Origin of the sequence: Ligilactobacillus acidipiscis (assembly GCF_900116935.1) — a bacterium.
Taxonomy (GTDB): domain Bacteria; phylum Bacillota; class Bacilli; order Lactobacillales; family Lactobacillaceae; genus Ligilactobacillus; species Ligilactobacillus acidipiscis.
This window is the reverse complement of sequence record NZ_LT630287.1, coordinates 265934-288368: the sequence shown is the minus strand read 5'-3', so window position 1 is coordinate 288368 and position 22435 is coordinate 265934. Positions and strand designations below refer to the sequence as shown.

At 39.2% G+C, this 22435-nt stretch carries 18 protein-coding genes, 2 pseudogenes and 1 riboswitch; of the genes and pseudogenes, 6 read left to right on the top strand and 14 right to left on the bottom strand.

Annotated features, from left to right (window positions below):
* The first annotated feature begins 13 nt into the window (after positions 1-13).
* Complete coding sequence (locus BQ5903_RS01320; RefSeq protein ID WP_079578498.1) at positions 14-973, top strand: IS30 family transposase; 960 nt, start codon at positions 14-16, stop codon at positions 971-973.
* 21 nt (positions 974-994) lie between these two features.
* Here BQ5903_RS01320 and BQ5903_RS01315 read toward each other — a convergent pair whose 3' ends face one another.
* A complete protein-coding gene (locus BQ5903_RS01315; RefSeq protein ID WP_231920889.1) occupies positions 995-1300 on the bottom strand; it encodes a dihydroxyacetone kinase subunit DhaK in 306 nt (101 codons plus the stop codon).
* Between the two features lie 329 nt (positions 1301-1629).
* Positions 1630-1747, top strand: a riboswitch (FMN riboswitch).
* Between the two features lie 113 nt (positions 1748-1860).
* On the opposite strand from BQ5903_RS01315, the gene BQ5903_RS01310 reads away from it, so the two are divergent.
* A complete protein-coding gene (locus tag BQ5903_RS01310; RefSeq protein ID WP_010495135.1) occupies positions 1861-2463 on the top strand; it encodes an ECF transporter S component in 603 nt (200 codons plus the stop codon).
* 637 nt (positions 2464-3100) lie between these two features.
* On the opposite strand, the gene BQ5903_RS01305 is transcribed toward BQ5903_RS01310, so the two are convergent.
* The 4 genes and pseudogenes from BQ5903_RS01305 to BQ5903_RS01290 form a co-directional block, all read right to left on the bottom strand.
* Positions 3101-3451: a hypothetical protein gene (locus BQ5903_RS01305; protein ID WP_010495137.1), complete on the bottom strand. Its 351-nt coding sequence runs from the start codon at positions 3449-3451 to the stop codon at positions 3101-3103.
* Position 3452: 1 nt separating this feature from the next.
* Positions 3453-3827, bottom strand: coding sequence for a TetR/AcrR family transcriptional regulator (locus BQ5903_RS01300; protein WP_029604989.1), 375 nt, complete (start codon positions 3825-3827; stop codon positions 3453-3455).
* Between the two features lie 208 nt (positions 3828-4035).
* Positions 4036-4548 carry a type 1 glutamine amidotransferase domain-containing protein gene (locus BQ5903_RS01295; protein WP_010495141.1) on the bottom strand — a complete coding sequence of 171 codons (513 nt, stop codon included), beginning with the start codon at positions 4546-4548 and terminating at the stop codon, positions 4036-4038.
* Between the two features lie 266 nt (positions 4549-4814).
* Positions 4815-5326: pseudogene (locus tag BQ5903_RS01290) on the bottom strand (type 1 glutamine amidotransferase domain-containing protein).
* A 126-nt stretch (positions 5327-5452) separates the two neighbouring features.
* On the opposite strand from BQ5903_RS01290, the gene BQ5903_RS01285 reads away from it, so the two are divergent.
* A complete protein-coding gene (locus BQ5903_RS01285) occupies positions 5453-5854 on the top strand; it encodes a winged helix-turn-helix transcriptional regulator (RefSeq protein WP_079578494.1) in 402 nt (133 codons plus the stop codon).
* 31 nt (positions 5855-5885) lie between these two features.
* Here BQ5903_RS01285 and BQ5903_RS12620 read toward each other — a convergent pair whose 3' ends face one another.
* Complete coding sequence (locus BQ5903_RS12620) at positions 5886-6080, bottom strand: hypothetical protein (RefSeq protein WP_456237227.1); 195 nt, start codon at positions 6078-6080, stop codon at positions 5886-5888.
* Positions 6081-6567: 487 nt separating this feature from the next.
* Here BQ5903_RS12620 and BQ5903_RS01275 point away from each other — a divergent pair, with 487 nt between their 5' ends.
* Positions 6568-7239 carry a PAS domain-containing protein gene (locus BQ5903_RS01275; RefSeq protein WP_010495150.1) on the top strand — a complete coding sequence of 224 codons (672 nt, stop codon included), beginning with the start codon at positions 6568-6570 and terminating at the stop codon, positions 7237-7239.
* A 508-nt stretch (positions 7240-7747) separates the two neighbouring features.
* Here BQ5903_RS01275 and BQ5903_RS01270 read toward each other — a convergent pair.
* Positions 7748-8554: a Cof-type HAD-IIB family hydrolase gene (locus BQ5903_RS01270; RefSeq protein WP_079578490.1), complete on the bottom strand. Its 807-nt coding sequence runs from the start codon at positions 8552-8554 to the stop codon at positions 7748-7750.
* Positions 8555-8575: 21 nt separating this feature from the next.
* Positions 8576-9505: a magnesium transporter CorA family protein gene (locus BQ5903_RS01265; RefSeq protein ID WP_079578488.1), complete on the bottom strand. Its 930-nt coding sequence runs from the start codon at positions 9503-9505 to the stop codon at positions 8576-8578.
* Between the two features lie 244 nt (positions 9506-9749).
* On the opposite strand from BQ5903_RS01265, the gene BQ5903_RS01260 reads away from it, so the two are divergent.
* Complete coding sequence (locus BQ5903_RS01260) at positions 9750-10928, top strand: IS256 family transposase (protein ID WP_079578486.1); 1179 nt, start codon at positions 9750-9752, stop codon at positions 10926-10928.
* A 262-nt stretch (positions 10929-11190) separates the two neighbouring features.
* Positions 11191-12432: an ISL3 family transposase gene (locus BQ5903_RS01255; protein ID WP_079578423.1), complete on the top strand. Its 1242-nt coding sequence runs from the start codon at positions 11191-11193 to the stop codon at positions 12430-12432.
* 258 nt (positions 12433-12690) lie between these two features.
* On the opposite strand, the pseudogene BQ5903_RS01250 reads toward BQ5903_RS01255, so the two are convergent.
* From BQ5903_RS01250 to BQ5903_RS01225, 6 genes and pseudogenes are all read right to left on the bottom strand, one after another.
* Positions 12691-15344: pseudogene (locus BQ5903_RS01250) on the bottom strand (HAD-IC family P-type ATPase).
* Positions 15345-15661: 317 nt separating this feature from the next.
* Entirely contained in the window at positions 15662-16825 is a 1164-nt protein-coding gene (locus BQ5903_RS01245) for a glycosyltransferase family protein (protein ID WP_079578484.1), read from the bottom strand.
* A 374-nt stretch (positions 16826-17199) separates the two neighbouring features.
* Positions 17200-18441 (bottom strand): ISL3 family transposase, encoded by a 1242-nt coding sequence (locus BQ5903_RS01240; protein ID WP_079578482.1) that lies wholly within the window; start codon positions 18439-18441, stop codon positions 17200-17202.
* A 364-nt stretch (positions 18442-18805) separates the two neighbouring features.
* Positions 18806-19714: a glycine betaine ABC transporter substrate-binding protein gene (locus BQ5903_RS01235; RefSeq protein ID WP_010499917.1), complete on the bottom strand. Its 909-nt coding sequence runs from the start codon at positions 19712-19714 to the stop codon at positions 18806-18808.
* Positions 19715-19726: 12 nt separating this feature from the next.
* Complete coding sequence (locus BQ5903_RS01230; RefSeq protein ID WP_079578480.1) at positions 19727-20569, bottom strand: ABC transporter permease; 843 nt, start codon at positions 20567-20569, stop codon at positions 19727-19729.
* On the bottom strand, positions 20569-21762 hold the full coding sequence (locus tag BQ5903_RS01225; RefSeq protein ID WP_079578478.1) for a quaternary amine ABC transporter ATP-binding protein: 1194 nt from the start codon (positions 21760-21762) through the stop codon (positions 20569-20571). The genes BQ5903_RS01230 and BQ5903_RS01225 overlap by 1 nt, the downstream gene beginning before the upstream one ends.
* Positions 21763-22435 lie beyond the last annotated feature (673 nt).

Here is a 22435-nt window from a genome sequence, read left to right as displayed (position 1 = left end):
GAGGTAACCACAAATGACTTATAAACATCTTACCACACGTGAATTAACCTTTATATATAATTTTTGGAAACAAGATATTAAAGCCTATCATGCCGCTAAAGCTCTTAAACGTTCCAGCGAAACCGTTTATCGTGTTTACCGGTTTCTAGATGCTGGTAATTCAATTAGTCAATTTCAAGAAAATTATCGAGTTAATAAAACTCATTGCGGTCGAAAAGCAATTGAATTACCAGAAGATGAAACCAAATACATTAAGCAGAAACTCGCATTAGGTTGGACCCCTGATACGATTATTGGTCGAGCTGAGATACAGATCAGTTGTAGTATGAGAACCTTATACCGACTTTTTCAAAGAGGTGTTTTCAATGTGAAATTGTTGTCAATGAAAGGTAAAAGGCATCCAAATGGTTACGTTGAACGGCGTGGTAAAGCTGGCCGACTCGGCAGAAGTATTTATCAACGCTATCAGGATTATCCTCATTTTCAACATGAATTTGGTCATTTAGAAGCAGACACCGTCCAAGGCAAAGCACATCAAGGTGCAGTTATGACCTTAGTTGAGCGTCTCTCCAAAGTTGAAATCATTTTAAACATCCAACAAAAATCGGCTGAATGCGTTAATAAACATCTTAATCAATGGTTGTCCCAACAGCCAAAACACCTTTTCAAGTCAATTACTTTTGATAATGGTAAAGAATTCACTGGTTGGAAAGAAATCGCAAATAAGCATGATATTAGTACTTATTTTGCCGAAGTTGGGGCTCCTAACCAGCGTGGCTTAAACGAAAATAACAATGGACTAATTAGACGAGATGGTCTCAACAAGAGCATGGATTTTCGCAATTTACCAAATGCTTTAGTTCAACAAGTCAGTAGCCGGCGTAATCATATTCCAAAAAAATCATTAAATTATAAAACACCAATTGAGGTATTCATGGAAAACATCACAGATAAACAGCTATGTTATTTCTAACTTAATTTGACATTTCAAGAATCAAAAAACTTGTTGCCGATCGGTGACTTGGCTGACAAAAGCAACAATCTCATCCGCAGTTGGCGGGGTAAACACTTCACCCATAATAGCTCCAGTTAACATTCCACTACCAACAAAACCCCAGTCAGCAGGCTCATGTCCGCTACCACCACCGGAAATCACTGGAATATTTTGATCATGAAAAGCGCGATCACTAAAACCACGGGTTTGCGCGCTTCTTTTTAATTGTGGATAAGCCTGCTCAATTCCAGCCATCATGTCAGTCAACAGGCTGTTTCGTTGGTTAATTATATTCATCATGTTCATTCCCATCTTTAGCTTTCGCAATCATTATAACGTAATATCTACCATTTTCTCAATTTAACCACAGTCGTAAAAGAACTTAGTTAACTTTGCAAAGTGTTTTATGTAGCGTAAAATAATTCAAAAAAGAGGCTATTTTATGCTGATTGGTCAATACTCCCTTACTCAAATTGTCAATGATATTTTTGCCATTATTTTATTTTTTATGTGTTTATTTCACTCACTACGTCAAAAAATTATCAAAATAAAACGTGCGGTGCTAGTTCGTACTAATTTCATTTTTTGGAATCGCTTGCTTTAATTAGAAAGTTATGCAATAATTATGATAAATAATCATTCTTCAGGGCAGGGTGTAATTCCCGACCGGCGGTAATAGTCCGCGAACCTCAGTGAGGTTGATTCAGTGTGATCCTGAAACCGACAGTATAGTCTGGATGGAAGAAGAATATTCATCTTGGAATTTGAAACGGGCATCTGTGTGCAGTTTTCTTTTCTGGTATGATTTTTCCGACCCTGCTGAATGTGCAAGGTTTTTTTATTTTATATAAAAGGGGAGATCGATCATGAAAAAGAAGCCTGCACATAAAGTTGTCTTGATCGCAATATTGGGAGCGATGGCATATCTACTGATGTTACTGGATTTTCCGTTACCTTTCATGCCGCCATTTTTGTCATTTGACCTCGCGCAAATTCCGGAGGTGATCGGGACCTTAATATTAGGTCCGATTTCCGGAATCACTATTGCTTTATTGAAGGAACTGTTGAAAATTTCTTTGACGGGCTCGGGGACAATGTTCACTGGCGAATTGATCAACTTTATTGTTAGCGTTAGTTTTATTTTACCTACTTGGTGGGTCTATCGGCAAAACAAAACGACTAACAATGCAGTATATGGCATGATGTTAGGAACAGTTGTCGCAACATTGATCGCATGTCTGGCAAATGTGTATTTTATCTTGCCACTGTATGCACAGGCTTTCAACTTGAAGATCAGTCAAATCGTTGCCATGTCACGGTCAGTTAATCCTTATATCAATAGTTTGCCACGTTTAGTTTTGCTTGGAATTGCGCCATTCAATTTATTGAGAAATGGACTAACAACAATAGTTTTAGGTTTATCTTTGAAACGATTGAAAAGTGGGTTAGGAAGAAAGATTCAAGGTTGATAAAAATTTTTTTAGTACGTAAGATGTTTATTGAGGTATTTTTAAGGGTCAAACTGAACTGACTTTGACAACTAAGCGTCAGAGATTTGTTGAAGCTTGCCTAGCTTTAGACATGGCTGATAGTTTTACGCCCAGACTACTATATAATTTGATACCAAAAAGGATAGGTCAAATTATTGGGCAGCTCTATATCCCATTTTTTGGCGTTAAACAAAATGTTGTCTTAAATCCACGAGATTTTGTTGGGGGATTTTAAAATGAAGTTAGCTACCTAACTTTAAATCAATAAAAATAAAAAGCAAGGATCCTGTAGGAAGTGGATATACTCCTTCTTAAGTAGACAAGCCAATATTATTAAAGCTTGTTTACTTAGGAGGGAGTTTTTGTAGGGGTTGAAAATGGTCTAGATATACCTTAGAGGAAAAGCTTTTCTACATTGGTTTGGTTCAAGACGGAACCGCAAACTTTCATTAAATAAAAAACCAATATGAAGTTAGGCACGACCAAGTAAATCTGTGGTCAATTATCAGCTTAAAGGGTTGCTGGTCTTAAACAAGCTACAAGTCATCGACAATACGCAAAAGGGCTCAAGCTATACAGCATAACAGTCGCACTTTAAAGAAACTACGTCGCACCATTAATTAATACTATTATTGATCCAATCGACGGCATCTTCTGGATCTTCAACACCTAAAACTAAACGTGTGAACTCTTCATTTTTCAACTGGATCACAACTGGTTTTCTACCTCTTTTGATATTAAAAAAACTCTTTTCGCTTGCCTTAGTAAAATTCCCGGCCCAGTATCCTGGAATAGAAGTTCCGGGCGCCTTAATTCCTTTATGTTCATTTAAGATTCCAGTATCAATTGAAGCACCAACAACATTTTGCAAAGAAACTTCTATTTTTCTCTTTAAAGAAGCAAATCTACTCATTCCTTGGGGCAATACTATTAACTTGTTATTTTCTATCTTCAATTTATTTTGCATATCAAATATTCGGCCCTTCCAGTCCACTATGCTTTAACAGTTCTGAACCAATTTTTTCTGCAACATTTTCATTTTGATGTTCTAGATACCAGGTTTGAACAATGTTATACACTTTCTGACTTCTAGAAGTTACTTCAAGCATCGCTACTATCAGAAGTCCCCATTTTAATTGTTCATTATCTCTTCTCAGACTTAACCTAAGAACAGAAATAAACATGCCTTGTTTACTGCCAAAAGTTGAGTATAAGCTTTCCCTCAACAGCCCTGTTTTATCTACAATATCTCCGATCGAGGTCCCATTATAGCCCTTTTCAATAAATAGATATCCGATCTGTAAAAGAATCTCATCAGTATTAAAAGTTTTTCTTTTTCCCATAAACATATTATATTTTTATTTGAACGATTGGTCAAATAAGCAGTAAAGAGACTCGAATTATTGAAAATGCCACTTAACCGATATATATTTTTTAAAGCTACGCAAAGTTTTGCGAGTTTACAGAAGCAAAAAGCAGCAACGCATTAATAATTCAATACGATGCTGCTTTCATTATTAAAGTAATTTAAACTAAATCATGACTAAGATCCTATGCTAAAGCCGCAGTGATCTCACGATTAAAGTCATCCAGATCGTCTGGTGTCCGACTTGTGATCAATTTGTGCTTTTCATCAACTACAACTGGTTCATCCAATACCTGCGCACCTGCATAGTATAAGTCAGGACGAACAGAAGTAAAGGCCGTTAATTTCAAAGCTGAAGCTAAACCAGATTGAACAAATAATTGCGGTCCATGGCAAATGGCAAATACATTCTTATTGCTTAATAAAAAGCCCTTAACAAAGTCAACAAAACGCTCATCAACACGCAATTGATCAGGTGAAAAGCCACCAGGGATCAACAAGGCATCGAAATCAGCAACGGAAACATCAGCAATACCCTTATCAGCGGTTAGTTCTAGACCATGCTTACCCACAATCTTACTACCAGCTTCATTTTCAATCACTGTGACATCATGTCCAGCAGCTTTCAAAGCATCAACAGGTGAAGTAAATTCAACATCTTCTACGTCATTAGTAACAATTACAGCAATTTTACTCATTATATGAACCCTTCCCTTCATGTAACATTTCTTTTCTATCTAGGAAAAACATACTATTTCTAGCACAATGTTGTTATAACATGGATAAGACGAATCACTCAAAAATTTTGCTTATTAAGTGTCAGTACAATGAGACCAATTTCTTGACCTTTGAAACATCTGACAAAACTGCCTGGCTTGTTGTCCCTGCGCGAAAATATGCGTTAATAAATGAAAACAGACTGCCGCAATTTAGCAACAGTCTGTTAGTTCATTGATTATTTAAATTATGCCAAAGCAGCAATGATCTCACGGTTAAAGTCAGCAAGGTCATCTGGTGTCCGACTGGTGATCAATTGATGTTTTTCATCGATCACAACTGGTTGGTCAAGCACTTGTGCACCTGCATAGAACAAATCAGGACGAATTGATTCGTAAGCAGTCAACTTCAAGGCTGAAGACAAACCTGTTTGTACGAATAATTGTGGTCCATGGCAAATGGCAAAAACATTCTTGTTACTTAACAAGAAGTCTTTAACAAAGTTAACGAAACGTTCGTCAACACGCAATTGGTCAGGTGAGAAACCACCAGGGATCAATAAAGCATCGAAATCAGCAACAGAAACATCGGCAATGCCCTTGTCAGCTGTCAATTCAAGACCATGCTTACCTGCAATTTTACTACCTGCTTCGTTCTCAATCACTGTGACATCTATCCAGCAGCCTTCAAGGCGTCAACAGGTGAAGTAAATTCAACATCTTCTACATCATTTGTTACAATTACAGCAACTTTACTCATTAAAAATACTTCCTTTCAACTTTATGTTAGTATATATATTAAACTTAGTTTCCATTTGATACAATAACGCACTTTAAAGTGCCCTAGGATGTTCTAGGTAAAATTAATTAGGAAAGTGATTTTATTATGACAGATGTAGTTCGTAAAGATGTCAAACAGCGCTTGGAAGACGGCGATTATAGCTGTGCTAAAGAATTGACCCTTTCAATGTTTAGCGGTAAATGGAAAATCGTTATTTTGTTCCATTTAGGAACCGACGGACCTTATCGCTTTAACCAGTTAATGCGTTTATTACCCAAGGCTTCTCATAAAGTTCTGACTAACCAATTACGAGAAATGGAAGAAGATCAGTTGATCTCCCGCAGGGTGGAATCTGACTCACAAGTTCGTGTTTTTTATGAGATCACTGACCTTGGCCGCACACTCATGCCGATCATCAATCAAATGTATCAGTGGGGGACTGATCGTATCGGGCAGCTTCAAGTGATTCCTAAATTTAATATTAATGAAGATGAAGCAAAACAATAAGCAAATATACGGTCAACATAGACAAGGAGGTTTAGTGATAAATGGAAGCCATTCTATTAGGCTTGATAATTGGTTTTGGCTTACCATTGCGAACCTCGATCAATTCAAACTTAGGAAAGAAAGTTAATTCCTCTTTTCTAGCATCGCTGATTTCTTTTACGAGCGGCACAATTTTTTTAGTAATTTTGTGAGTATAACCGTGCCACATTTTGTTCTTTCTTGGCATGCTTTAGTCCAACAACCGTGGTGGCTTTGGTTGGATACACTCTCAGCCAAAAAAGGTCCAAGGACACCAGATCATAGGCGTTATTGTTTATTAAGCAGAGTGACTTGTAGGTTAAATTTAGGTAAAAAACAGCATGAATTTTTCTGTAATTTAGAAATTTCATGCTGTTTTTGATTGCTGCACTCAAAATGAAGTGAAAATCACGCAAGGATCGTTCACAATATCTAAGCACACTATAGCGACACTGTCATTGAGGACTTTCACTGACTTTTAATAACCATTATTATATTTTTATATATCTTTATTTAAATATTATATATTCAAGTTGAATACTTCACAAGTAAGTGATATCATATAGCTGGAAAGAAGCTATAACGAGCTTACTTCTCCACTATATATTGTCAAAAGAACAACATGATGTAGGCATCTGCCAGTGCTCACTTTCTTCCGGTTTTTTGCGTCCAATTTTTTAAGGAGGACATTTAACATGACTGAAAATGACAAACAACACCCAGACTCACAACAAGAAGATCTTTTTTCAAAGCAAGACATCGATACGACCATTAAGGGACTCGAAAAAGCTTCAGATACCTGGATCGATCAAGCTGTTGAAAAAACTCAAGCTATCAGCGGAAACACATACATCAAATTAGATTGTGGTTTACTCACTGTGGATCAAATCAATTACTTTTTAAATTCAATGCCCTTCGAGCTGACTTTTGCAGATGATAACAATCAATTTTTATACTATAACAACATGAAGCCTACAGAAGAAATGCTAGCTGGCAGAAAATCGAGCCAAATCGGAAATGCCATTGCCTATTGTCATCCACCAAGAGCTAGAAAAGGAGCAGCAGCAGTGGTCCACATGCTGCGCACCGGTCAAAAGAAAAAATTTCGACTTGCTGTTCCCGGAAATGGACCAGATAAGTGTATACTTCATGATTATATAGCTATGCATGATGAAAAAGGCAGATATCGAGGTGTAAACGAACAAATTTACGATTTGATGCCAGATATTAAATGGTATTTAAAGCACACTGGTCAAAAATTAGTCGATGATCCAGATGCTGCCGCAGATACAGTTACAGGACCTTCTCAACACGAAGGAAAAGTTGAAAATCCAGATGTCACAACGGGTCCATCGCAACAAGAATAAAGCTACTTGCAAAATATATAACTCAGATTATTTTTTATGAAATTTTTTGCGTTAACTGACTTTTAGAACATAGAAAAACTACCACTTTGTTTGAGATTTAGTGGTAGTTTTTTTATGCAAGGACAGCTAGACAGTTTTCAATGCACTTGAAATCTTCTTCATCAACCTTTGATTATTATTAAGACGCGCATAGGCACGCGCATCGTTTAACAGCGTTATTATTTTTCTTTCGTGCCGTTTTAAGCAGAAAGGCCCTGTGCTTTTCAAAATAAGATACGTGCCAGGCAATAAGTGACGTGATTTCGCGCACAGACTTCGTAACCGTACTCTACTAACAACAAGTCACTGTCCGCATGATCTTTTATACTGCCAAAATAATCAGCAGTATAAAAGATCATGTTTAACACCCGCCAAACACTCTTTGCATCTAAAAAAGTTACATTTGTGTTCCCTGTTAAAATTCCTACAAATAGGCCCTAACTAAATGGACAGCGAAGCAGGTTAGCGTCTAAAGTTCAAAATATCTTTTAAGATAGACAGCTACCCCATCGGCATTATTGTCTAACGTTTCCGCATTCGCAGCCTCTTTGATCAACGGAACAGCATTCCCCATCGCTACACCGATACCAGCTGCCTGCAACATTTCCAAGTCATTTTCTTCGTCGCCAAAAGCCAGCAAATTATCTAACGTTTCGCCAAAATATGTCAATAATTGTCCTAATCCACGTACCTTATTAACACTAGCCGGCAAAAACTCCAACAATTCGCGACGGGAAGGAACAACATGGAAATTATCCTTAATATTTTGCGGCAAGCCAGCTCGTGTCTGCGAAACTGTTTCAGCTGGACCAGAGCTGACTACTTTGCCAAACGTTTGATCAGCTGGTAGATCAGCAAAATCAACATCTTCAAATGGGATCATCCCACTCATAAATGATTCGTAATCTGATTTGCCACATTCAATCAATGAATATACTTTATCGGGTCCTAAAACATCCAAGGGATAGTTGCGCTGTTTAGCATCCTGATAAAGCATTTCCACTTCTACCTTATTTAAGGTAGTTTGGTTCAAAATCTCTTGTGTTACATTATTTTGAACCAATCCACCGTTAAAAGTGATAGTAAAATCTTCAGGCTTTGTTAATTCTAATTGCTTGATCAAGTGCTGCACGGCTCCCAGCGGACGTCCGGTGCATAAAACCACCCGTTTGCCAGCTTCATGCAATTGTTTTAAAATTTTTTCATTTTTCGCTGAGATCTCTCTGTTAGAATTCAGCAACGTATTATCTAAATCTAGTGCGATAGTTGTAATCATATTTTTCTCACCCTTATTGTTTTATTTTGAATGATAATGGCGGTAGATCCACATCGTAAGAAAGATCAACGCTAAGGTCATAAATAGTGTAGTGACCCAAGCAAACTCGCCTTTAGCCCATGGCAAGTGCATATTCATGCCATAAAATCCTGAAATTATCGGAGGCACCGCCAAAATCAAGGACCAGACCGTCAAAAAACGCATTGTATCGTTCAAATTATTATTCAAAATATTATTATAAGTATTCGATAAACGATCAACTAAATCAGCTGCATCTTGAGTGATCTGCTGGCTTTGCTTGGTCTCAACTTCAACGTCACTTAAAAAAGCATGTTCTTTAGCGTTAAGTTGAAAATCATCATCATCTGAATTACTGCTTAATTCCATTTGCTGGATAGCCACCACGTTGTTATCTGTAGCAGTCGTTAAGTACACTAGCTGGTCGCTCAACTCTGCCAGGGCAGCAATCTGTTGATTGGTTGGATGCCGATGATAGTTAGCCAAGTTTTCTCGTTGACCATTGATCTCATCGATTTGATCAACATATTGGTCGTTGATCTTCCATAGCAGCCGTAACAATAAAGTAATCGGTGATGGCTGCTTGACCTTATTTTGCTTCAGCTTGTGCAACAAGTCTTCCAGTTCATTCATGACCCACTTAGCTTCTTTATTGACTACTGAGATCAAGAATTTTTCGGAAATGACAAAGCTCACAGGTAAAACCTTGAAACCACCGTTTTGTTTGTCTGAGACTGCGACCCGCCAGATCAGCAAGCCCATTTTTGTTTCTTCATTATAATCAAAACGTGAACGTTCTCTTTGGTCAAGGATATATGACCGGTATTTACGAGGTAACGCGAAATCCTGTTGTAATTTTTGTAAGTCTTGTTCATCTGGATCTGTTACATTGATCCAGCGTGAATCAACCCACAATTTTTCCTCTCGATACATGGATACACCCGCCTTTCCTACAGATAGTTTCATTATAGCAGTCTTTGTGTTGAGTACTAAGACATGTTGCTAATTTTAAATATCTACCCATTATTATTCAAATATGGTTAGCACTTTAGGCAAACTGTATCCGTGAATAGAGAGTATAAAATAGTTTGTGTAAATAAATAAAATCCTATTGAAAAGGGAATCCCTTCCCCGTATGATTAAATCGTCAAACCAAACCAAAACGGAGGGATTCCCCATGGAACAGTTTACCAAAGATTTAACCAAAACTCTATTATCAAATGGCGATGTTAAAGAACTTTTTCGCCAACAACTTGAAAAAGCTATTAATCAAATCTTACAAGCTGAGTTAACTTCGTTACTCGGTTATGATCCTTATGAACGTAATGGTTTTAAGGCTAACAATTATCGGAATGGTCAATACTTTCGGTTAATTGATTCCGAATATGGTAGGTTGAAAATTTCTGTGCCGCGTGACCGACAAGGCAAGTTTCATAATCATTTACTTCCAGCTTATTCTCGTCGTCAAGATGCTTTAGAAACTACAATTATTCAACTTTACTCTAAAGGTGTTACCACTCGTGAAATCGCTGATTTGATTGAGAAAATGTATGGTTCTTATTATTCAGCTACAACTGTTTCTAACATTACTGCTCAAGTAACTGAGCAGATTGAAGCTTTTCATCAACGAACCATTAAAGCAAACTATGTTTGCTTATTCTTAGATGCAACTTATTTACCTTTGCGTCGTGACACAGTTCAAAGAGAAGCGGTTTATATTGCCTTAGGAATTACACCCACTGGAATTAAGGAAGTTCTTGATTATCGCATTGCACCCAGTGAAAATGCTGAAGTCTGGTCGGAAATGGCAGCAGATCTTAAGCAGCGAGGGCTTAAACAGGTTCAATTAATTATTGCGGACGGAATGGTCGGACTTCAACCAGCGCTGTTACATGCTTTTCCTAAAGCAAAATTTCAAAGATGTTTAGTTCATGTTATGCGTAATATTAGTACACATGTCCGTTTAAAAGACCGTGAGGTCATTTTAAATGATTTCAAACAGCTTCATTCGGTAACTAATAAAACTGAAGCTCATAAAATGCTTGCCGATTTTTATAGTACTTGGGAAAAGCAATACACAAATCTGATTAGTCACATTAGGTCAATTGAAAAGGAATTATTAGCTTTTTTGGCTTTTCCAGCCGCAATACGCCCAACCATTTATTCAACAAATATTATAGAATCGCTAAATAAAAAGATTAAACGCAAGACTAAAGCAAAAGAACAGTTTCCCAATGAAAAATCATTAGACAATTTCATTGGAGTGCAAGTAATTAGTTACAACGAAAAGAACTTTAATCGAATTCATCGTGGATTCGGACAAGTTAAGGATACATTAGAATCACTTTTCGACTGAAAAGATTTAATTTTATGGAGAAAGGGCAATTCCTTTTTACACAAACTTCTTGACACTCCCCGTGAATAAAAAAACCAAATAACTTTATTTCCTTAAAATAAAAATATTCCATAATTATTAGACTATTATACCTAACAATTACGGGTCTAAACTTTTTAGTGTTGATGAGCGTTCATCAGCACTATTTTTGTACAAAAAAGGACATCATTTGTCCTCATATGCTACGATTAAAGCGATAAAACCAAATCAAAGCGAGGTATAAATGATGTCCCAAACTGATTCTATCCTAAATTTACTCAATATCCAAGACCCAAATATCAAAATTTCAGCTTGTACTGATTTTTCACAGGCCGGAGTTCACGAAAAACTGCTTTCAGCTACGCTGACTTACCCCGTCGAACGCTGTGTTAATTGTGGTTCCACGAATCTTGTTCAGAATGGGACCCGCCTGACCAAGATGAAACTGCCCAGCCTAGGTGAACAACCGCTCCGCATGAACCTGCGCAAACAGCGTTATCTGTGCCGAACTTGCCACCATACTTTTAGCGCGCAGACGCAGCTCGCTCCGCCTCGGCACTCGATCACCCGCCAAGCAGTCCACGAAATCGCGACTTTAGCTAAGAACTCACTGCCAGTCAAGACGATCAGCCAGGCCGTGGGGATCTCAGCTTCCTCGGTTCAACGGATCTTGTATAAGGATCAGCGGGCTTTAGTAACGCCAAAAGAGCTGCCGACAGCTCTCAGCTTTGACGAATTTCGTTCAACTAAGAACTGCTTTTCTTTTATCTGCATTGACGCAAAAACACATGATTTGGTCGCCTTATTGCCAGATCGTCTCTCGCAGACGATCCGCGAGTATTTCACCAATACTTATACACTTTCTGAGCGTCAAAAAGTTCAACTGGTGACCATGGATCTGAATGCACAGTATCAGACTTTCGTCCGTCGTCTTTTTCCTAACGCACTGATCGTCTTTGACCGTTTCCATATTGTTCAGTTAGCGGGTCGGGCACTTGACCATGAACGGCTGCGTGTTTTAAAAGGGATCAACGACCACCACGACCGCAACTATAAAGTTTTAAAAAGCAACTGGCGCTTATTCCACTTAGCTGAAAATCAACTTGAGACCTCCCAGGTTAAATATTATCGGGGATTAAATGAATACACGACTGCCCAAAATGTGGTCGATCTGGGACTCAAGAATTTTCCACAGTTCGCAGAAAACTATCAGACCTATCAAACGATCTTAACCTTTATTCGCAACCGCGATCGGGCTACTTTACAACAATTAGTTATGAACTACCGTCCCAATGGTACTGAAATGGATACCGTCATGAGGACCATTCAAAAGAACTACTTAGGGATCAGGAACGCTTGTCTCTATGACTACTCTAATGGGCCGTTAGAGGGGATCAATCGCAAGATCAAAGAACTTAAACGTAGCTGTTACGGATTCAGTAACTTAAGGCATTTCTTTATCCGCATCAAATTGATCCATGCCTAAGATAAAAAATTTAGGTCAACACTGTGGGAGGCAGGTGCGGGCCCATTTCGCTACGCTTCGGACCCGCACCTGCCTCCCAACCCAAACACTTTAATCTAGCTATGGCAGTAAAAAAAGAACCCTACCATAAAGATAGAGTTCTATGGACCATCAACACTATTTGACAAAGTCCCACAATTACGGAATATTTAAATTGAATCCTTCATCACATTTTACAATAAGAATTAATTGTACCAAATAGGCGAACTCAAGTCAGAACTATTCGGCTTTTAAAATAATTTTACGTACTAGTTTGTCCAATTCTACAACAATGAAAACAATGACACCTGAGAGCAGCGACAAAATAAAAGCTGCTACACTAACCCCCGTTGTTGAAAACAATTCTTGCATAAATGGGACATAGGTTAAAATGATTTGTAACAACAACATGATCCCAATAACTAAGAATGCTTTCTTATTGGCCAAAATATCTTTTGACAAGGCAAAATTAGCTGTTCGAATATTAAAGAGATAGAAAATTTTACCACCAATAATAATGTTGACCATCAATGTACTTGCTGCTGCTTGGCTTGCCCCTTGGTCTAGCAAGACTGCATGTCCAAACAAACCTGTCGCCGCAATAATGATCGAAACATAAATCATCTGGATCACATCATGTTTTGTGACCATCGATTGCCCGTGAGCACGCGGCTTTCGGTTCATGATACCCGATTCAGCAGGTTCAAAGATAAATGCGAACTGAATCGTCACGGCCGAGACCATATTGATCCATAACAACTGACTTGGAGTTAATGGCAACGGCATATCAAACAGGATCGAGAAGAAAACGATCAGACCTTCAGCAAATGAGGTTGGCAACAAGAACAAAATACTTTTCTTAATATTATCATAGATCCGTCGTCCTTCTTTAATTGCAGTCCCCATTGTCGTGAAATTATCATCGGTCAAGATCATGTCAGCGGCATCCCGCGCTACATCAGTTCCTTTAACACCCATTGAAACCCCAATATCAGCAGTCTTTAGTGCTGGCGCATCATTAACGCCATCTCCGATCATGGCAGTGACCTTCTCAGTCTGCTCTAAAGCCTCAACGATCTCTAGTTTATTTTGTGGTGTTGTTCTAGCAAAAACTTGATTTTTCTCAGCTGCTTGCTGACGTTGCTTTTCATCAAGTTCATCCCATTGTGGACCTGTGATTGCATAGATCTGCTCTGCTAATCCTAATTGTTGCCCGATAGCGGAGGCTGTAACTGGCGAATCACCAGTGATCATTTTGACTTGTACGTGGGCATTGTTCAACTGCTTCAAAGTGGCAATGACCTCTGGACGCGGTGGATCAATGATACCTGCCAGGCCGAGAAAATCGACTCCTTGCGCTAATAATTCATGTGTTACTTCTTCAACATTTCCAGCAACTTTGGTAACCCCGACCGTGACCACTCTCTTACCAGACCCGGCTAACTCTTCGACCCTTTGAAGCCAATATTTTTGATCAAAGTCTTGTTCATTATTAGCAACCATTTCAAAAATCTTATCTGGAGATCCCTTAACATAAAGTAGTTTTTCTCCAGTAGCTTGATCCCTGACTAAACGAGCAATGTAACGATACTCCGAGTCAAACGGCAACATATCCAGTGATTCGTAATCCGGCTTTGTACCCATGACCTTATAATAAGCCGTCAAGAAGGCCCCATCAGTTGGTTCACCATTAATTTGATAAACGTCATCGTCATCTTGGTCAAGCTCCGTATCATTGGCAGCAAAACCAGCTGTTAAAAACTGCTTGATCGTCACATTAGGGGCAGTGTTTTTTCCAGCAAGTTGTAAATCACCTGTTGGCGCATACCCCGTCCCTGTTAAAGTATAATGTTCATTTTTAGTGATGATATCGGTCATCGTCATTTCATTTTTAGTCAGCGTTCCTGTTTTGTCAGTAGCGATGACATCAACGGCTCCCAGAGTTTCAACAGCAGGTAAAGTTTTAACGATCGTCTTTTTATTCTTAGCCATATCTGAAACTCCTAGGGCTAAGATCACAGAAGTTGTTGCTGGCAGGCCTTCAGGGATAGAACCAACGACCATCGTAACAACTGCCAAGGCTAGGGCTGGTAAAGAATAAATTTGCAAGAAGAGGCCTAAAATAAACAAGATCACAGCCACGATCAAGATACCGATCGAGGTCCCCTTCCCTAGGTTACCGATCTCCTTCATCATTGGAGTTTCTTTAGGTTTAGCTTCCGCAACCGCAGTAGAGATCTGTCCGATCTCAGTTTCCGCTGCCGTGGCAACAACCACACCCAAACCAGAACCATTGGTAACACTTGTCGAAGTAAAAGCCATATTGCTCTGATCAGCTAATGGCACCTTGGTCTCAGCAATATCATCCTCGCTTTTTGTAACGGCATCCGTTTCACCGGTCAATGATGACTCTTGGATCCGTAAATTTGTCGCCTGTACGATCCGTAAATCCGCTGGTACACTGTCTCCAGCCTCCAAAAAACTACATCACCTTTGACCAAATCAGATGCTGGAATATCACTTCGTGTATTATCACGATAAACTGTTGCTTCAGCCGCCAACATTTGCTGGATCTGAGCCAAAGCATCTGCGGCATTGGATTCTTGAAAATACCCAATAAAGGCATTGATCACAACTACCAGCCCAATGACCAATGTATCAGTCTGATCACCGACCAGTAGAGTCATAGCCATTGCGGCAATTAAAATATAAGTAATCATATTGTCAAACTGTCGCAAAAAAATTTTCCACTTAGGAGTCTTTTTACTTTCTATCTTGTTTGGCCCATCTTCCACCAGCCGCTTTTTTGCTTCTTCACTTGACAAACCATTTTCGAAACTCTGCGCTCGATATTTACTTTTTAACTTTTCTGCTTTTTCTTGATAATGTTCCATTCAAGTTCATCCTCCTTAATAATTCACTGACCAGCAAGCTATATCAACACTTATTCGTTGATATTACTCCATCAATCACAGCGAACTATTCACGCAGGATACAGCTTAAAGTTAAACACCAACACGCTCCCGGATCCGCATCCATCTATTTTGTCACCTCTCTGCAACATATACTTTTGATTTAACCATACCAAATCAATTTAGCATAATGTTAAAACTTTCCATTCTTAATAAAATCATAAGCTAACTTGTCTAGCTATTAATATTCTCACTCATTTGGACTAGCCCTTCAATTAATTTCTCTTGCACAGCCCTTTTTAATTTCTTCCAACACCCTTTTTATCGATATTAGCAATGATCTCCAAAAAATCACTCAGTGTCTTCTTCCAGGTGATGCTATTTAAATATTTCTTCGCATTAGCAGTTTTTTTTGTCAAACTTTTTGGCCGACAGCAGATTTTTTGCAATAAGGCGCTCAAATTATACTCATTGAAGCGCGTATACCAACAACAATTATCAGGTATGAATTCTGGACCAGTTCCTTCTTCAAAGTCAATGAATGGAAGCCCTGAACTCATCATTTCAAAAGGAACCAATGAAAAGTTAGTCATTGACGGTGCAATTCCAAAGTCTGACTGATAATATAGGTCACGCAACTGAGTTTTAGTCAGTTTGCCTAAATTACGCCCATTAATAAACTGCTCATTTTTGTTAGTTCCGAAATAATTAATATTTAGCTCAATTCCTTTTTCTTTTAAAAGTTTTTCAGTATTATATAAAACCAGCTGTAAATTGATCGGTGCCCGGCGTGGACTATTGAACTTAGTATAAACGGCCAAATTTAAAGTCTTTTTTTCCAGATATTTATCAAAATTTCTTTCCTTAAGCTGGTAATGAGCAACATCGACCGGAAAATTAATGTGATCCAGTGGACTATTGATCTGACAATTTTTTTGGACCATTTCAGAACACCAGGGCCCTAATGATACCATGTGCAATCCAAGTTCATAGCTCCGTTTGGCTAGCTGTGACCGGTCGCCATAGGGATAAAAATACGGCTCATAATCTTGAACAAAGTACATCTTATAACCAGGCAGGTTTTTGATCAGGTAGGCTGTTTCCCATAAAGTTGCGACCCAAATGTCTGAACTATGGTTAAAAAATTGCTTTTCAGCTAGGCAAGTCCCCTGATAACCGGGAAAATTAAACTCCGCATTGGTCCGCATATCTTCAACTTTCTGGGGAACACAGCTTTGATAGTATACATCATAACCCTGCTGGCTAAGCAACGTTCCTAAGTGCAGCATGGTTGTGATCCCACCATCATAAGGAATGATGCCCGTCGAAACAAAGGTCAATGAGTGATACTTTTCTTGCCGTTCTTGTTTAGCCGGTTTGTTGTTGAAATACTCTAAATAATTATCATAATCATGAATGTTTCCTTGTTTAATATCCTCCATTTCAGTATTAACAGGTTCCATTAATATCGCCCTCCTTTAAAAAATAAAACAGACAAACTTACTAAAAGCAACTTTTGAGTTTCACAGCTCTCAAAGGTAAAATATCTCAACAACTCTAATGTAATCCAAATTTATAAAGATTATATTAAGAAAACCTCTTGTCTTAGAATATTGACCAGCACTTTTAAAAGCTAAAAAGCAACTTTGCAAGGACAAAAGAAAGGGACTTTGTCAAATAGTGTTGATAGTCCTTAGAACTCTATCTTTATGGTAGGGTTCTTTTTATACTGCCATAGCTAGATTAAAGTGTTTGGGTTGGGAGGCAGGTGCGGGTCCGAAGCGTAGCGAAATGGGCCCGCACCTGCCTCCCACAGTGTTGACCTAAATTTTTTATCTTAGGCATGGATCAATTTGATGCGGATAAAGAAATGCCTTAAGTTACTGAATCCGTAACAGCTACGTTTAAGTTCTTTGATCTTGCGATTGATCCCCTCTAACGGCCCATTAGAGTAGTCATAGAGACAAGCGTTCCTGATCCCTAAGTAGTTCTTTTGAATGGTCCTCATGACGGTATCCATTTCAGTACCATTGGGACGGTAGTTCATAACTAATTGTTGTAAAGTAGCCCGATCGCGGTTGCGAATAAAGGTTAAGATCGTTTGATAGGTCTGATAGTTTTCTGCGAACTGTGGAAAATTCTTGAGTCCCAGATCGACCACATTTTGGGCAGTCGTGTATTCATTTAATCCCCGATAATATTTAACCTGGGAGGTCTCAAGTTGATTTTCAGCTAAGTGGAATAAGCGCCAGTTGCTTTTTAAAACTTTATAGTTGCGGTCGTGGTGGTCGTTGATCCCTTTTAAAACACGCAGCCGTTCATGGTCAAGTGCCCGACCCGCTAACTGAACAATATGGAAACGGTCAAAGACGATCAGTGCGTTAGGAAAAAGACGACGGACGAAAGTCTGATACTGCGCATTCAGATCCATGGTCACCAGTTGAACTTTTTGACGCTCAGAAAGTGTATAAGTATTGGTGAAATACTCGCGGATCGTCTGCGAGAAACGATCTGGCAATAAGGTGACCAAATCATGGGTTTTTGCGTCAATGCAGATAAAAGAAAAGCAGTTCTTAGTTGAACGAAATTCGTCAAAGCTGAGAGCTGTCGGCAGCTCTTTTGGCGTTACTAAAGCCCGCTGATCCTTATACAAGATCCGTTGAACCGAGGAAGCTGAGATCCCCACGGCCTGGCTGATCGTCTTGACTGGCAGTGAGTTCTTAGCTAAAGTCGCGATTTCGTGGACTGCTTGGCGGGTGATCGAGTGCCGAGGTGGAGCGAGCTGCGTCTGCGCGCTAAAAGTATGGTGGCAAGTTCGGCACAGATAAAGCTGTTTGCGCAAGTTCATGCGGAGCGGTTGTTCACCTAGGCTGGGTAGTCTCATCTTGGTCAGGCGGGTCCCATTCTGAACGATATTCGTGGAACCACAATTAACACAGCGTTCGACGGGGTAAGTCAGCGTAGCTGAAAGCAGTTTTTCGTGAACTCCGGCCTGTGAAAAATCAGTACAAGCTGAAATTTTGATATTTGGGTCTTGGATATTGAGTAAATTTAGGATAGAATCAGTTTGGGACATCATTTATACCTCGCTTTGATTTGGTTTTGTCGCTTTAATCGTAGCATATGAGGACAAATGATGTCCTTTTTTGTACAAAAATAGTGCTGATGAACGTTCATCAACACCAAAAAGTTTAGACCCAAAAGAAAAGATACCCCTTTACATTTGCAGGATATCTTTTCACAAGTCTTATATTTTTAAATAGTAGGCTATTATGATCAATTACTAATTCTGTTCCGGTAATTGTCTTAGCTTTGTCACTTGCCAAGAATAAAATATCCTTAGTAATATCCTCAACTTCAGAATAGTAAGAAAGTAATGAATCGTTAACAGCCAGGTTACATTTCAGGGTGATCCGCTAATACTTTTTGCATCAACCTTATTCTTATTTGTTTTTTAAATCATCGATAGTATTAATACTCTTCATATACTTCGGCACAGCCAATCCAGTTTTAGCATGCTCCAGATTTTTCCTAACTTCAACATATTTACCCTTATATTTCTTAGCATATAACTTATGTGTCACAGGAAGTTCGACCGTAACTGTAGCATCCAATTTACCACTAGAGATCGCACTCCACATAATACCAACATCAAGCTGCTTCATCGTTGCGTCATACCCCTTTTGTTTCAAAAGAGTCGTGACTAGGGTAGTAGCAGCTATTTCATAATCATATGGAGTATACCCGATTTTGATTTTCTTGTTCTTTCCATCAGGCACATCCTTTAGCCACTCTTTGACTTGCTTAGGATGGTCCTTAATAAATTCATCAACGGCTTTTTGTTTATCCATACCGTTATTGATTTTCATCATTAATGGATTAGACATTTTAAGCGACCAGTGGAAATTCTCTAAGAACTTGTTGGCACCTGGATTATCTTGTCTAAATCCCTTTCGAGTAATAGTCCGAATTGATTCACCCTTGCCATAAGCATGTTTAGGATCATCTAAGAATTTCAGCGGATATTTGGCGAACATCCAGTGCGGCTGCCACCCTGTCACTACGATCGGCTCTTTATTTTTAATAGCCTTATCCAATGTACTTACCATGGCAGCAGTAGAACTTGGCATAAGTTGCCAATTTGCGCTTTTCAGATGGTACTTACTCAATGCCGTTTCAGTACTATCAGTAATACCCGCACCAGCTTCGATCCCTGTGATCGTATAGTTGATCTGAGACCCTAATTTTTTATGCGAATTATATTCGGGCGGTTTGGCACAAGCACTAACAACTACCGCCAAGCCTAAAGTCGCGGCTGCTAATTTTAGATAACGGAGGATTTTTTTCTTCACTATGATCACCCCTTATCTAGATGTCTGGTTGAACGATTGTGTGATCCGATCCAATATAATAGCGACGATAACCACCGCGATCCCTGCAGCAAAACCTGCACCAGCATCGTTACGTCCAACAGCGAAGTAAACCTGCGTACCCAAACCAAGCGCACCGATCATCGACGCAATAACAACCATGGAAAGGCCAAGCATCATTGTCTGGTTAACACCGGACATGATCGTTGTCTTAGCCATTGGCAACTGCAGCCCGATCAATTTTTGCCAACTAGTCGAACCAAATGAATCAGCAGCTTCGATCAAGTCTGCTGGGACCTGACGGATACCCAAGTTGGTCATTCGAACTGTCGGTGGCATTGCGAAGATCACAGATGCCAAGACACCAGGAACCATCCCGATCCCAAAGAAGGCGACAGCTGGGATCAGGTAAACAAAGGCTGGCAGAGTCTGCATGAAGTCCAAGATCGGTTTGATCACAACTTCAGCCTTATTACTCTTAGCCATCCAGATCCCCAGCGGGATCCCGATGACGATCGCGATCAAACTTGACGACAAGACCAAAGTCAGGGTCTGTGTCATATCACGCCAATACCCTAAGTTCCAGATCAATAAAAGACCCAAAACTTCGAAAATCATGAAACCCAATTTCTTTTGGTCTTTCTTGACCCAATACGTTAAAGCCAAAATGACAATGATAAATAACCATTCCGGCAACAAATCAAAGACCCATTGGATCGCGTCAATGATGGCCTGGAAAAAAGCCGTAATACTGTTGAAAAATCCTGTAAATTTACTTAGCCAATCAACACCAGCGTTGATCCAATCGGCTAATGGTAATGCTCCGATACCCTTCATTAAACGCTCACCTCTTCCCCAGAAATAGCAGCCAAGACTGTCCCACGCAAGATAATACCCAGCAAATGATCATCATCATCGACCACGATATACGGAATCGGAGTCTTCGAAATATCATTGATCAGATCATTGATCGGTGTATCAGCATGAGTCTTGGGCACATCCGTCTTCAAAACAGACCGTAAATCTTTACTGTTTTTCTTGATCAGGTCCGAAACATCATGCGCGTCAGCGAAGCCGACGAACCTGTTTTCGTTATCGACCACATAGATCGAAGAAATATCATTTTCACGCATGCGGCGTAAAGCAACTCGCGGACCAGCTTTAGCAATGTTGACCACCTGTGCTTTAGCCATGACGCTGCTGGCCGTCAGAACTTGGGTCCGGTCAACACCTTCAATAAAGCGTTCAACATAATCATTAGCCGGATGCGTCAAGATATCTTCAGGTTCACCGATCTGTTGAACTACACCGTCACGCATGATCATGATCCGATCGCCCAATTTCAAGGCTTCGTTTAAATCATGTCCAATGAAAATAACTGTCTTATGCATTTTTTCTTGAATCTGTAACAAGAGATCCTGCATTTCTTTCCGGTACAATGGATCCAAGGCAGAAAAAGCTTCATCCATTAGTAAGATCTCGGCATCATTGGCAATTGCCCGTGCTAAACCGACACGCTGTTGCATCCCACCGGATAATTGGTCAGGGTATTGTTGATCGTACCCATTCAAACCAACTAGATTCAAAGCATCCTTGGCCTTTTTTTCTTGTGTTTCCTGGTCAACTTTTTTTAGTGCTAATCCATATTCCGCATTCTGCAGAACTGTCAAGTGTGGGAACAAGGCGAAGTTTTGAAAAACCATCCCGAACTTATCTTGGCGTAGTTTACGCAAACCTTCTTTGTCTAGATCCATCACACTTTGGCCATCAATTTCGACGTCTCCATCAGTCGAATCGATCAAACGATTGATCATCCGGATCAGTGTTGATTTACCACTACCGGATAGACCCATGACAACAAAGATCTCTCCTTCATTAATTGAAAAATTAGCGTCACTGACACCAACTGTACAACCAGTTTGAGCAAGGATCTCCTCTTTGTTCTTACCTTGTTGAAGGAGTTCCTTGGCCTGAGAGATCTGTTTGCCAAATATTTTAGTTAAATGTTTGACTTTAACTTTTTCTGTCATTACATGCCTCCAATAAATCCGTGCTTTCTTATGCTGCGAAGTGTTTGGTGTACCTGATAAACAATTAAGAACCATCGGCTGAAAAATGTTTAGTACACCCTACACTGCCCTAGCAGTTGATATTCGTCAGGCCAGCCTGATAACTGGCCTTTCTGCTCGAATAAAAAAGACTTGAACTGTCTACAGAACCTTCGTTATTATAGTTTATTGCCTACCGTATACCTTACTGAATAAAATGAAAAACATGATACAAAAAGAGACCAATCGATGCTTTATTAGCTTTGATCGGCCACGCTGTAAAATAACTATAAAACGAACTTGTGGTCCAACATTACAAAAATGTTACAGCCGAATCATTAAGATTACCTTAACACATATTCATAACAAGTCCGAATTATATGTCTGGTCACTACCTATCTTAAGGTTTTCTTAATATTTATCCATGGATTTTACTTAAAATTTTATAGACAAAATTCAGATTTAAAATCAAATAAAGACTTTTAAATAGCCTTTTGGAAAAGAAAAATTTTTTCTTCTCAAAATTATCCACACAAAAACTAATAGTGCCTGCTTATTTAAGTTACAAATAAATCTAAAGAGCTCTGCTTTCAGGTAAAAAACACGCATAGTTCTAAAACAAGTGCGTACTTAAATTTTATCGTCATAATTTGCT